Annotated in this window: 14 protein-coding genes; all 14 read left to right on the top strand. The window is 32.7% G+C overall.

All coding sequences use genetic code 11. The features are described 5' to 3' along the window. The 14 genes from ACFQ1O_RS10445 to ACFQ1O_RS10380 all read left to right on the top strand — a co-directional run bounded on the left by ACFQ1O_RS10445 (position 1) and on the right by ACFQ1O_RS10380 (position 12,223). On the top strand, positions 1 to 1,314 hold the full coding sequence (locus ACFQ1O_RS10445) for a hypothetical protein (RefSeq protein WP_377715967.1): 1,314 nt from the start codon (positions 1 to 3) through the stop codon (positions 1,312 to 1,314). 64 nt (positions 1,315 to 1,378) lie between these two features. Continuing rightward, positions 1,379 to 2,131: an MbnP family protein gene (locus tag ACFQ1O_RS10440; protein WP_377715966.1), complete on the top strand. Its 753-nt coding sequence runs from the start codon at positions 1,379 to 1,381 to the stop codon at positions 2,129 to 2,131. A 5-nt stretch (positions 2,132 to 2,136) separates the two neighbouring features. Then, complete coding sequence (locus tag ACFQ1O_RS10435) at positions 2,137 to 3,198, top strand: cytochrome-c peroxidase (protein ID WP_377715965.1); 1,062 nt, start codon at positions 2,137 to 2,139, stop codon at positions 3,196 to 3,198. Positions 3,199 to 3,303: 105 nt separating this feature from the next. Next, positions 3,304 to 3,633 carry a HesB/IscA family protein gene (locus ACFQ1O_RS10430; RefSeq protein ID WP_377715964.1) on the top strand — a complete coding sequence of 110 codons (330 nt, stop codon included), beginning with the start codon at positions 3,304 to 3,306 and terminating at the stop codon, positions 3,631 to 3,633. A gap of 32 nt (positions 3,634 to 3,665) precedes the next feature. Then, positions 3,666 to 4,037: a four helix bundle protein gene (locus ACFQ1O_RS10425; RefSeq protein ID WP_377715963.1), complete on the top strand. Its 372-nt coding sequence runs from the start codon at positions 3,666 to 3,668 to the stop codon at positions 4,035 to 4,037. A 27-nt stretch (positions 4,038 to 4,064) separates the two neighbouring features. Beyond that, complete coding sequence (gene sufB, locus ACFQ1O_RS10420; RefSeq protein WP_377715962.1) at positions 4,065 to 5,513, top strand: Fe-S cluster assembly protein SufB; 1,449 nt, start codon at positions 4,065 to 4,067, stop codon at positions 5,511 to 5,513. Between the two features lie 13 nt (positions 5,514 to 5,526). Then, the gene (locus ACFQ1O_RS10415) at positions 5,527 to 5,916 is read left to right on the top strand and encodes a hypothetical protein (RefSeq protein ID WP_377715961.1); all 390 of its coding nucleotides are present in this window, start codon (positions 5,527 to 5,529) and stop codon (positions 5,914 to 5,916) included. Positions 5,917 to 5,928: 12 nt separating this feature from the next. Beyond that, positions 5,929 to 6,681, top strand: coding sequence for a Fe-S cluster assembly ATPase SufC (gene sufC, locus ACFQ1O_RS10410; protein ID WP_377715960.1), 753 nt, complete (start codon positions 5,929 to 5,931; stop codon positions 6,679 to 6,681). Positions 6,682 to 6,748: 67 nt separating this feature from the next. Continuing rightward, positions 6,749 to 8,062 carry a Fe-S cluster assembly protein SufD gene (gene sufD / locus ACFQ1O_RS10405; protein ID WP_377715959.1) on the top strand — a complete coding sequence of 438 codons (1,314 nt, stop codon included), beginning with the start codon at positions 6,749 to 6,751 and terminating at the stop codon, positions 8,060 to 8,062. A 199-nt stretch (positions 8,063 to 8,261) separates the two neighbouring features. Then, positions 8,262 to 9,314 (top strand): zinc metalloprotease, encoded by a 1,053-nt coding sequence (locus ACFQ1O_RS10400; RefSeq protein WP_377715958.1) that lies wholly within the window; start codon positions 8,262 to 8,264, stop codon positions 9,312 to 9,314. A 102-nt stretch (positions 9,315 to 9,416) separates the two neighbouring features. Further along, the gene (locus ACFQ1O_RS10395) at positions 9,417 to 10,640 is read left to right on the top strand and encodes an aminotransferase class V-fold PLP-dependent enzyme (RefSeq protein ID WP_377715957.1); all 1,224 of its coding nucleotides are present in this window, start codon (positions 9,417 to 9,419) and stop codon (positions 10,638 to 10,640) included. Between the two features lie 85 nt (positions 10,641 to 10,725). After that, positions 10,726 to 11,466: a DUF4377 domain-containing protein gene (locus tag ACFQ1O_RS10390; RefSeq protein WP_377715956.1), complete on the top strand. Its 741-nt coding sequence runs from the start codon at positions 10,726 to 10,728 to the stop codon at positions 11,464 to 11,466. Beyond that, positions 11,456 to 11,881, top strand: a complete 426-nt coding sequence (locus ACFQ1O_RS10385; protein WP_377715955.1) for a SufE family protein — start codon at positions 11,456 to 11,458, stop codon at positions 11,879 to 11,881. Before ACFQ1O_RS10390 ends, ACFQ1O_RS10385 begins: the two co-directional genes overlap by 11 nt. A gap of 9 nt (positions 11,882 to 11,890) precedes the next feature. Further along, a complete protein-coding gene (locus ACFQ1O_RS10380; RefSeq protein ID WP_377715954.1) occupies positions 11,891 to 12,223 on the top strand; it encodes an iron-sulfur cluster assembly protein in 333 nt (110 codons plus the stop codon). The last annotated feature ends 2 nt before the right edge of the window (positions 12,224 to 12,225 follow it).

Genomic DNA, 12,225 nt, shown 5'->3' with positions numbered 1-12,225 from the left:
ATGAGAAAGCTAACATTAAGTTTGCTGTTGTTGGTGTTAATTTCTTGCTCTAAAGATGATAACTCAAACGCCAATGTTGGAGGAACTATTGATAAGATTTCTGTAATAGGTGGTTCTAAAAACGAAAGCGCTCAATCAGTAATTAGTACACAAGATGGAGGGTATGCTATTTTAGGTTATACCCAGAGTATGGATGGTGATATAGTAGGAAAAGACAATGAGAGTTTTGACTATTGGTTACTCAAGTATGACTCTAATGGAAATTTAGAATGGCAAAAAACCTACGGAGGAACAGCAGAAGATAGAGGAGCTGGATTAGTTCAAACTGCTGATGGCGGATTTGCATTATTCGGTTACAGTAAAAGCTCTGACGGTGATACTACAGAAAATGCCGGAGGTAGGGATTTTTGGGTGATAAAGGTTAATTCTACTGGATCTGTTATTTGGCAAAAATCGCACGGTTTTATTGGTTCAGATTATGGAAATAAGATAATAAGCACATCAGACAATGGTTTGCTACTGGTTGGAGTTTTAGATGTTACCTCTTCTAATGGAGCAGGTAACGATAGAGCTATACAACATGCAGGAGGTGATTATTGGGCAATAAAATTAGATGCTAATGGTAATAAATTATGGCGTCATTATTACGGAGGTAATTTGGCAGATACACCCAATTCTGTTGTAGAATCCCAAGATGGAGGTTTTATAATTGTTGGAACAGCAGATAGTGCAGATGTTGATATTACAAATAACAAAGGCACTTATGATATTTGGATTGTAAAAATTAATGCTTCTGGTACTTTATTATGGGAAAAAAGTTTTGGAGGTGCTGAGATAGATAGCGGTTATGATATTGTAAAAACATCTGATAATAATTTTGTTATAGTAGGAGACACGAGAAGTTCAGATCAAGATATATCATCCAATAATGGTGCGGCAGACGCTTGGGTGTTAAAAATTAATAGTACTGGAGAGTTGTTGTGGCAAAAAACGATTGGAGGAACAAGTTTTGATGTGGCTAGGTCTATATGCAAAGCCCAAGAAGGAGGCTTTTTTATAGCAGGAAGCTCTAGGAGTGCAGATGGAGATATAACAACAAATAAAGGCCAGAACGATGGACTCATAATGAAAATGTCTAGTGATGGGAATTTAGAATGGCAAAAAACAATAGGAGGAAGTAATATCGATTTCTTCTACAGTGTAGCACAATTGAGTAATAGTAATGTTATTGTTGTTGGCAACAGCACAAGCTCAGATGGAGATATCCAAGCTAATCAAGGGTTTACAGACGCTTTAATTGTAACGATAAAATAAAAATCTCGCCCCAAGCATGAGATTGAACTATGTTTAACTAAAATACCACTTAAGTGGATTAATAATGAAAAAAGTAATTTACCTACTATGTTTATCAGTATTCTTATTTTCATGTTCTGATGATGACGATACAAAAAAAGAAGTTAGTTTAACAATGAATTTCACCCATAACTGGGAAGGCACAACTATAAGTAGTTTAGGAACATCATTAGATTATACAAACGCAAATGGAGAGAATTTAAGTATAGAGCGATTGCGATATCTAATTTCTAATGTAACATTGAGAAGAGAGGGTTCTTCAGATATAGTTTTAAATGGTTATAACTTAGTGGATGTTGGAGAGGGTACGGGGTTGTCTTATAATCCATCTACAACGATTTCTCCAGGAACATATAATTTATCTTTTACTTTTGGTTTTAATAATGAAGATAACCAAAGCGGAATTTACGCAGATTTAAACACTGCAAATTTCAATGTTCCAGATATGATGGGAGGAGGATATCATTATATGCAAATGGATGGTAAGTTTATGAATTCTTCTAATGATGAAACAGGTTATAATTTTCATGCAATTAGAGCTGTAGATAATCCGGGAATGAACCCAACATTTCCACAAGATACATTCTTTACGGTTAATTTAGGAACAGTTGTTTTAACAGATGATTCTACAGTAGAAGTCCAAGCAAATATTGCCGAATGGTTTAAGAATCCAAATACATGGAATTTAAATACTTTGCATCAAATGCTTATGCCAAATTCTAATGCGCAAATTATGATGTACCAGAATGGTCAAGATGTATTTTCGTTAGCACAGTAACAACAATGAAGAACAATTCAATATATAGTTTCATAGTTGTATTGTTTTTACTTTCTTGTGGTAAAGATGATGGCGCTAGGTATAGTCCTACTCCAGCACCATTAGATATTCCTGCGCTTTTTGGTGAAAAAATTATTTCTCCAATAATACCAGTTAATAATCCTCAAACTCTTCAAGGAATAGCTTTGGGGAAAAAACTTTTTTTTGACACAAAACTATCTTCAGACAATTCGGTTTCTTGTGCTACTTGTCATTTGCCAAGTGCATCTTTTTCAGATAACTCACAATTTAGTACTGGTGTCAACGGTGCTTTAGGAACCAGAAATTCTATGCCTTTATTTAATATGGCCTGGAATTATGATGAACGATTTTTTTGGGATGGAAGAATTTTTAGCTTAGAACATCAAGCACAAGAACCTATTACTAATACTGTAGAAATGAATAGTGCTTGGGAAGATGTAATTAATAAGTTGTCTTTAGATTCAGAATATCCAACATTATTTCAACAAGCATTCCCTAATGAAGTAATTAATCAAGAAACCATAACAAAGGCTTTGGCTCAGTTTGAAAGAACTTTAATCTCTGCTAATACGAAATTTGACAGATATTTATTGGGAGAAGAAACACTAACTACTTCAGAATTAAATGGTTTTAATGTGTTTATGGATGAAGCTAAAGGAGATTGTTTTCATTGTCATGGTAGCGACCAAAATCCTTTATGGACAGACAATGCTTTTCATAATAACGGTCTAGATGCTACATTTACAGATTTAGGTTTAGCAACTTTTACAGGTGACCCTAATGACAATGGAAAGTTTAAGACACCTTCTTTACGTAATTTAGTTTTTACAGCTCCGTACATGCATGATGGTCGTTTTGCTACCATAGAGGAGGTAATTAATCACTATAGCGAAGGACTTCAGAACTCACCAACAATAGATCCGTTAATGAAAAAAGTTGATGAAGGAGGAGTACAGTTATCAGCTCAAGATAAAGCAGATTTGAAGGCTTTTTTATTAACACTTACCGATACAGAGTTTATCAATAACCCTAATTTTCAACAATAAATTTTAAATCTTTATTAAATTTTAAAGTTATCCTGTTAGGTAGGCTTGCAAAAACCTACATATATTGTATCTTTGCACACTATTTAGGATTAATCTAATTAAAGAATGATAAAAGTTTCAGAATCAGCAAGAAAGAAAGTCGTTTCCTTAATGGAGGAAGATGGTTTTGATGCCACTACAGATTTTGTAAGGGTAGGGGTTAAAAGCGGAGGATGCTCTGGTTTGTCATACGATCTTACTTTTGATAAAGAAGAAAAGGAAAACGATAAAATGTTTCAAGATAATGGTATAAAAGTAATTGTAGATAAAAAGAGCTTTTTATACTTGGTGGGAACTACCTTGGAATATTCTGGAGGATTAAACGGAAAAGGATTTGTGTTTAATAATCCTAATGCTAATAGAACTTGTGGTTGCGGTGAAAGTTTTTCACTATAGTTAAAAAGTTACAAGTTCGAATGTAAAATGTTATGGGTAAATTTAGTTCTTTTGAAGAAATTATTGCTTGGCAAAAGGCTAGAGAATTAAATTTAGACATTTATAGTTTTACAAATAAGAACAACTCTTTTTCTAAAGATTTTGGATTAAGAGATCAAATAAGAAGAGCGAGTATTTCGATTTCATCTAATATTGCTGAAGGATTTGAAAGACAGACCTCTAAAGAATTTATAAGATTTTTGTATATAGCTAAGGCTTCGGCAGGAGAGGTTCGTTCTCAACTATATTTAGCCGTAGATTTAAGTTATATTACAAAAGAAGAGTTTGAAAAGTTGAATTTAAAAGTAAGTGATATAGCTAAGCTAATTAGTGGTTTGATTAAATATTTAGAATCAACATTATAACATTTAACTTTTAAACATTTGTCAGAAATGAGTAAGTATACAGAAGACGATTTAAGAGAAGAATTAAAAACCAAAGAATATGAGTATGGATTCTATACAGACATAGAATCCGAAACTTTTCCTGTTGGTTTAAATGAAGATGTTATTAGAGCTCTTTCTAAAAAGAAAGAAGAGCCTGAATGGATGACGGAATGGCGTTTAGAGGCGTTTAAAGTTTGGTCTGAAATGGAAGAACCAGAATGGGCAAATGTTCAGTATGAAAAACCAGATTTTCAAGCAATATCGTATTATTCTGCGCCAAAATCTGCAGCTAAGTATGAAAGTTTAGATGAAGTAGATCCAGAATTATTAGCTACGTTTGAAAAGTTAGGAATTTCTTTAGATGAGCAAAAGAAGTTAGCTGGAGTTGCTATGGATGTTGTAGTAGACTCTGTTTCTGTTGCTACTACTTTTAAAGAAACTTTAGCAGAAAAAGGAATTATTTTCTGTTCTATTTCTGAAGCTATTAAAGAGCACCCAGAATTAGTACGTAAGCATTTAGGTACCGTTGTCCCTACTACAGATAATTTTTATGCGGCATTAAATTCAGCCGTATTTAGTGATGGATCTTTCTGTTATATACCTAAAGGAGTTAGGTGTCCTATGGAACTATCTACTTATTTTAGAATCAATCAAGCAGGTACGGGCCAGTTCGAGAGAACTTTAGTAGTAGCAGATGAAGGTTCTTATGTAAGTTATTTAGAAGGTTGTACAGCACCTCAAAGAGATGAGAACCAATTACACGCGGCTGTAGTTGAATTAATTGCTTTGGATGATGCTGAAATTAAATATTCAACCGTTCAGAATTGGTTCCCAGGAAATGAAGAGGGTAAAGGAGGGGTTTTTAATTTTGTAACTAAGAGAGGTATTTGCGAAAAGAACGCAAAAATTTCTTGGACTCAAGTTGAGACAGGTTCAGCAGTAACATGGAAGTACCCTTCTTGTATACTAAAAGGAAATAACTCTGTAGGAGAATTTTATTCAATAGCGGTTACTAATAATTATCAGCAAGCAGATACAGGTACAAAAATGATACACTTAGGGAAGAATACTAAGAGTACTATTATTTCTAAAGGTATATCGGCTGGTAAATCACAGAATTCATATAGAGGATTGGTTCAGATAGGTTCTCGAGCAGAGAATGCCCGTAACTTCTCTCAGTGTGATAGTTTATTAATGGGTAATGAGTGTGGCGCGCACACTTTCCCCTATATAGAAGCTAAAAATAAGTCTGCTCAGATAGAGCATGAAGCAACTACTAGTAAAATTGGAGAAGATCAAATTTTCTATTGCAACCAAAGAGGTATAGATACAGAAAAAGCTATTGCGTTAATTGTAAATGGTTTTAGCAAAGAAGTACTAAACAAACTTCCAATGGAGTTTGCAGTGGAAGCTCAGAAATTATTAGAAATTAGTTTAGAAGGTTCGGTAGGTTAAAATTTATTTAAAAATGAAACAAGTTCTAGTTATTTTAATTGCCCTTATTGGGTTTGTTTCTTGTAAAAAAGAAGCAAAAGTAGAAACACAAGAAATCAACGCTGAAGCTAAAATAGAAAAACCTACTCCAATATACACAGGAGATTTTTTAGCAGTAGATGGAAGTGCAATAATTACGATGGGTAATGAAACTTACAAAGTAATTATGAACGACGCTTGTAAAGAATTAATAGAGAAAAGTAAAACTTTTCAAAAAGAACCGTTCGATTTTGTAAAGATATCTGTAAAAGGAGATATAGCAGATAATCCTAATGAGAATGAATGGAAAAAAACATTAACTATTACATCAATAGAAAATGTTTCAAAATCAACAACAGAAGAAAATATTACCATAGTTAAATAATTATAGAAGAAAATGCTTAGTATAAAAAACTTACATGCACAGGTAGAGGATAAAGAAATTCTAAAAGGAATTAATTTAGAAGTTAAAGCAGGAGAGGTTCATGCTATCATGGGGCCAAATGGAGCAGGAAAAAGTACGCTTTCTTCTGTAATTGCTGGTAAAGAAGAGTATGAAGTAACAGCTGGAGAAATTGAATTAGAAGGAGAAGATATTTCTGAATTAGAGGCAGACGAAAGAGCTCATAAAGGAGTTTTTATGTCTTTCCAATATCCAGTAGAGATTCCAGGAGTTTCTGTAACCAACTTCATAAAAACAGCAATTAACGAATCTCGTAAAGCTCAAGGTAAAGAGGAGATGCCTGCTAAGGATATGCTTAAAAAGATCCGTGAAAAGTCTGAATTATTAGAAATAGATAGAAAATTTTTATCACGTTCTTTAAACGAAGGTTTTTCTGGAGGAGAAAAGAAGCGTAATGAGATCTTTCAAATGGCAATGCTAGAGCCTAAGTTAGCTATTTTAGATGAGACCGATTCTGGTTTAGATATCGATGCTTTACGTATTGTAGCTAACGGAGTTAATAAGTTAAAAGCAAAAGATAATGCTGTAGTTGTTATTACACACTACCAACGTTTGTTAGATTACATAGTTCCAGATTATGTACATGTTTTACACGATGGTAAAATTGTAAAAACAGGAGATGCTTCTTTAGCATTAAAGTTAGAAGAACAAGGTTACGATTGGATTAAGCAAGAGGTTGAAGGTTAAAATGTATAAAGTTTTAAAGAAGAACATTTAAACATTCAAGCATTTTTAACTTTATAACTGAAGAACAATGGAATTAAAAGAAAAAATATTATCGTCTTATGTTGCTTTTGAAAATGGAGTAAACATAAATTCCGATATACACGATATAAGAACCAAAGCTTTAAAAGAGTTTGAAGACTTAGGTTTTCCTACTAAAAAATTAGAAGCTTGGAAATACACTTCGTTAAATTCAATTTTAAAAGAAGACTATAGCATCTTTCCTAATAAGGATGCGGTTGTTGAATTTGCAGATGTAAAGAAGTATTTTATTCATGATATAGATGCATATAAAATTGTATTTATAGACGGTAAATACAGCTCATTTTTATCAGATACTACTCATGATGGTATAGATGTTTGTTTGTTGTCTTCGGCTTTAACTAAAAACAAGCATAAAGCCGTAATAGAAAATTACTTTAACAAAGCAGCTAAGCAAGATAATATGACGGCTTTGAATACTGCTTTTGCAAGCGAAGGAGCTTATATTTATATACCAAAAAATACAGAGGTAGATAAACCAATACAAATTATTAATTTCGCAACGGGTAGCGAATCAGCAACTTTTTTGCAACCAAGAAATTTAGTTGTGGCAGAACAGAACGCTCATGTTCAGATTATTGAGCGCCACCAATCATTGTCAGACAACCCTGTTTTAACCAATTCTGTTACAGAAATATTTACAGCTAAGCATGCTCATGTAGATTATTATAAAATACAGAACGATAATGTAAATGCTTCCTTAGTAGATAATACATATGTAGATCAGCAAGGAGAAAGTGTTTGTTCTGTACATACTTTTTCATTTGGAGGAAAGATTACAAGAAACAACTTAAACTTTTTTCAAAATGGAGAGCATGTAGATTCAATTTTAAAAGGGGTAACTATACTAGAGGGTAAGCAACATGTAGATCATCATACATTAGTACATCATATAGAGCCTAATTGCGAAAGTCATCAAGATTATAAAGGTATTTATGATGAACGTTCGGTGGGGGTATTTAATGGTAAGGTTGTGGTTGAGAAAGAAGCTCAAAAAACAAATGCATACCAACAAAACAACAATGTGTTGGTAAGCGATAAAGCAACCATTAATGCAAAACCTCAATTAGAAATATTTGCAGATGATGTTCGTTGTACACACGGTTGTACTATTGGTCAGTTAGATGATCAGGCATTGTTTTATATGCAACAAAGAGGAATCCCTAAAAAAGAAGCTAAGGCTTTATTAATGTATGCATTTGCTAATACTGTTTTAGAAAGTGTAAAAATACCTGAGGTAAAAGCTAGAATTAATAAATTAATAGCTCAAAAGTTAAATGTTAATTTAGGATTTGATTTGTAATTAACAATTTTAATGAATAATAAAAATCCTCAGTCAGTTTTGATTGAGGATTTTTTATTTTAATAAAAAAATAGTACTTTAGAACCTCGCGAAAAATATCCCTCAAAATTTACTCATAATAATAGTTTTTAAAAAAGAGCTATTAATCGGTTATTTAGAAGACAAACCGATATTTATTAACAACCTAATAATAATTTTTATGAGAAAGTTATGCCTTACAGCTTTTGTAGCTGCAGCATTATTATGGTCTTGTGAGACCGACAAAGATCTTCAGCAACCAGAAGAAACTCAAAAAGTAGATTTAACGGTGTCAGCCGATGAATTAGAACGTCAAGCTATCAATATAGGTGGACGTCAGTGTCATTCTATGCATGTATTAGAAAGACAATTAAAAGAAAATCCAGGATTGTTACAAAGAATGGAAGCTATAGAGGCTAGAGCTAGAATAAATGCTAAACCAGGTAATGGAAACGGTAACGGCAATGGTAATGGTAATGGAAATGGAGGCGGAGACGGCGGATCTGATAATTTAGGAGTGATTAATATTCCTGTTTATGTTCATGTTATTTATAACAATTCACAAGAAAATATAAGCGATGCACAAGTTAATTCTCAAATAGCTGTTTTGAACGATGATTTTAGGGCTAGTAACTCAGACGTAAACCAGGTACCAAATGAATTTGCTGGTCTGGTAGCAGATAGTGAAATTCAATTTACTTTAGCAGGAATAACGAGAAAAGCATCTTCAAGAACTTCATGGGGTACCAACGATGCCATGAAAAGTTCAGCAAACGGAGGTGTAGATGTAATTACTCCAGAAACTCATTTAAATATTTGGGTTTGTAATATAGGTGGAGGTATATTAGGTTATGCACAGTTCCCTGGAGGAAGTGCTAGTACAGACGGTGTAGTAGTTTCTCCACAATATTTTGGTAAACAAGGTTATGTATCTGCTCCTTTTGATAAAGGAAGAACTACAACCCATGAAGTAGGTCATTATTTAAATTTACGTCATATTTGGGGAGATGGAAGATGCAAAAGAGATGATTTTGTAGCAGATACTCCGTCTTCTGACGGTCCGAATTATGGATGTCCATCATATCCAACAGTTAATTGTCGATCTAATGATATGACAATGAATTACATGGATTATGTAGACGATGCCTGTATGTATATGTTTTCTGAAGGTCAAAAAGCAAGAATGAGAGACCTTTTTGGAGCTGGTGGAGCAAGAGAAAGTATGCTTAACTAGTAAATAATTATTTAATTTAAGATAAAGCCTTATCAGAATTAACTTGATAAGGCTTTATTGTGTGAAATAATCAATAACTTTGTGCTTTTAAAGTAATTACTTATGTCATTAACAAAAGACATCCAAGATATTAGAGCAGATTTTCCTATACTCAATCAAGAAGTAAACGGAAAACCATTAGTGTATTTAGATAATGGAGCATCTTCTCAGAAGCCTAAAGCGGTTATAGATGCTATCACTAAATATTATACAGAGATTAATGCAAATATTCACCGAGGTGTCCACACCTTGAGTCAAAAGGCAACCGATGCTTATGAAGAAGCTAGAAAAAAGTTGCAACTGCATTTTAATGCCAAGCATTTAGAAGAAATTATCTTCACAAAAGGAACTACAGATGGTATTAATTTGGTAGCTAACGGATTTACTTCTTTAGTAAAAGAAGGAGATGAGATAATCGTTTCAGCTATGGAACATCATTCTAATATTGTTCCTTGGCAAATGCTTTGCGAAAGAACTGGTGCGGTTTTAAAAGTTATTCCAATGAATCAGCATGGCGAGTTGATAATGGAAGACTATGATAAGTTGTTAAGTGAAAAAACAAAACTAGTAGCTGTTAATCATATATCGAATGCTTTAGGAACCATTAATCCTATAAAAGAAATTATTGATAAAGCGCATCAATATGAAGCGGTTGTTTTAATTGATGGTGCTCAAGCTACACCACACGTAAAGCCAGATGTACAGGAGTTAAATTGCGATTTTTATGTATGTTCCGCCCATAAAATGTGTGGACCTACTGGAGTGGGTATTTTATATGGTAAAGAAGAATGGTTAAATATTATTCCACCTTATCAAGGAGGTGGAGAAATGATAAAAGAGGTAAGTTTTGAAAAAACTACTTATGCTTGTTTGCCACATAAGTTTGAAGCAGGAACCCCTAATATTGCTGGAGGAATCGTTTTTGGTATAGCTTTAGATTACTTAAATTCTGTAGGTTTCGATTATATACAACAGCAAGAAGAAGAGTTGTTAAATTATGCTACTCAAGAACTAAATAAAATAGAAGGTTTGCAGTTTGTTGGTACAGCAAGAGAGAAAACATCTGTTATTTCTTTTAATATACAAGGATGTCATCCTTATGATGTAGGAACAATTGTAGATAAGTTAGGAGTAGCGGTAAGAACCGGACATCATTGTGCACAACCAATCATGAGCTTTTTTAATATACCGGGCACTATAAGAGCTTCTTTTATGTTCTATAACACTAAAGAAGATGTAGATAGATTAGTAGAGGCATTACAAAAAGCTAGAACCATGCTTTTATAAGTAGTATTTATGGTTTAATATTTAAGTTGTATATTTTGGCATAGAATTAGTATTGTATAAACTATAACCAATAAAATTTTTGATTATGAAAAAAGTAGTATTCATTTTAACTCTATTTAGTTTTATGCTAATGGCTTGTAAAGAAACCAAAACAGTAATTTTAAAATCTAACTTAGTAGATTGCCAAGGAGAAGGAACGCAGAAATGCATGCAATATAAAATTAAGGGAGAAGATAATTGGCAATTGTTTTACGGAGAAATAGAAGGGTTTACTTATGAAGAAGGTTATAATTATGAATTAGAAGTGGATATAGAAAAAATAGATAATCCACCAGCTGATGGTTCTAACTTAAAGTACACTTTAAGAAAGGTCTTGAAAAAGGAGAGAGATACTCAAATGGCTTTAAATATTACTGAAAACATTAAAAAACTCAATAATAATGAGCAAACAGATATCATGCCTTTAGTGGTTTATGATTCTAGTACTAGAGGTTTTTATATGAATTTAACAGTTTATAATGGCGGTTATATAACTTATACAAAACAACGAAATGTTAGACCTCTAAGGTATGATGTATCTAAAGAAGATATTGCAGATTTAAAGAAAATCATTTCAACTATAGATTTAAAGGAAATATCATTATTAGAATCTCCAACAAATAAAAGACGTTTCGATGGAGCTCCCCATACACATGTAAAGGTGTATCAAGGTAAAGAAGAATTTAAATCTTCTACATTCGATGGTGGACATCCTCCTGTAGAATTAGAAGCATTAGTAAACAAAATGTTATCTTTGCAGCCTAAAAAGCAAAAAAATGACGATTAAGGATATTCAGGAAGAGTTGATAGATGAGTTTTCAATGTTTGATGATTGGATGCAACGCTATGAATATATGATTGAGTTAGGTAAATCTTTACCATTAATTAATGATGAATACAAGGTAGATGCCAATTTAATTAAAGGATGTCAATCTAAAGTTTGGTTGCATGCTAAATTAAACGACAATAAAGTAGAGTATACTGCAGATAGCGATGCTATAATAACTAAAGGAATTGTATCTGTGTTAATAAGAACTTTTACCAATCAAACACCAGAAGCAATTATAGCTGCAGATACGGATTTTATCGATGAAATTGGTTTAAAAGAGCATTTGTCTCCAACTAGAGCAAATGGTTTAGTGAGTATGGTAAAACAAATAAAAATGTATGCTATTGCTTTTAAAGCGCAATTAGCAAAATAATAAAAAAATATGTCTGAAGAAGCTGTAGAAATTGATGTTAATGAATTAGGAGAAAAGATAGTTAGGGTTATTAAAACTATTTATGATCCTGAAATACCAGTAGATATATACGAATTAGGATTGATTTACGATGTTATGGTAAGTACTGATTATGATGTAAAAGTACTAATGACTTTAACAACGCCTAACTGTCCTGTTGCAGAAACTTTGCCTAAAGAAGTAGAAGATAAAATAAAAACTTTGGATGAGGTTAATGATTGCGAAGTTGAGATTACCTTTGAGCCAGAGTGGAATAAAGATTTAATGAGTGAGGAAGCTAAACTAGAGTTAGGAATGCTATAAAT

Origin of the sequence: Pseudofulvibacter geojedonensis (assembly GCF_042675745.1) — a bacterium.
In the GTDB taxonomy this organism is placed as follows: domain Bacteria; phylum Bacteroidota; class Bacteroidia; order Flavobacteriales; family Flavobacteriaceae; genus Pseudofulvibacter; species Pseudofulvibacter geojedonensis.
This window is presented reverse-complemented; position numbering and strand designations above follow the sequence as displayed.

Bases quoted from the DNA above. Each gene is read 5' to 3' on its own strand.
- ACFQ1O_RS10445 (WP_377715967.1), top strand. From the start codon at position 1: ATGAGAAAGCTAACATTAAGTTTGCTGTTGTTGGTGTTAATTTCTTGC.
- ACFQ1O_RS10440 (WP_377715966.1), top strand. From the start codon at position 1,379: ATGAAAAAAGTAATTTACCTACTATGTTTATCAGTATTCTTATTTTCA.
- ACFQ1O_RS10435 (WP_377715965.1), top strand. From the start codon at position 2,137: ATGAAGAACAATTCAATATATAGTTTCATAGTTGTATTGTTTTTACTT.
- ACFQ1O_RS10430 (WP_377715964.1), top strand. From the start codon at position 3,304: ATGATAAAAGTTTCAGAATCAGCAAGAAAGAAAGTCGTTTCCTTAATG.
- ACFQ1O_RS10425 (WP_377715963.1), top strand. From the start codon at position 3,666: ATGGGTAAATTTAGTTCTTTTGAAGAAATTATTGCTTGGCAAAAGGCT.
- sufB (WP_377715962.1), top strand. From the start codon at position 4,065: ATGAGTAAGTATACAGAAGACGATTTAAGAGAAGAATTAAAAACCAAA.
- ACFQ1O_RS10415 (WP_377715961.1), top strand. From the start codon at position 5,527: ATGAAACAAGTTCTAGTTATTTTAATTGCCCTTATTGGGTTTGTTTCT.
- sufC (WP_377715960.1), top strand. From the start codon at position 5,929: ATGCTTAGTATAAAAAACTTACATGCACAGGTAGAGGATAAAGAAATT.
- sufD (WP_377715959.1), top strand. From the start codon at position 6,749: ATGGAATTAAAAGAAAAAATATTATCGTCTTATGTTGCTTTTGAAAAT.
- ACFQ1O_RS10400 (WP_377715958.1), top strand. From the start codon at position 8,262: ATGAGAAAGTTATGCCTTACAGCTTTTGTAGCTGCAGCATTATTATGG.
- ACFQ1O_RS10395 (WP_377715957.1), top strand. From the start codon at position 9,417: ATGTCATTAACAAAAGACATCCAAGATATTAGAGCAGATTTTCCTATA.
- ACFQ1O_RS10390 (WP_377715956.1), top strand. From the start codon at position 10,726: ATGAAAAAAGTAGTATTCATTTTAACTCTATTTAGTTTTATGCTAATG.
- ACFQ1O_RS10385 (WP_377715955.1), top strand. From the start codon at position 11,456: ATGACGATTAAGGATATTCAGGAAGAGTTGATAGATGAGTTTTCAATG.
- ACFQ1O_RS10380 (WP_377715954.1), top strand. From the start codon at position 11,891: ATGTCTGAAGAAGCTGTAGAAATTGATGTTAATGAATTAGGAGAAAAG.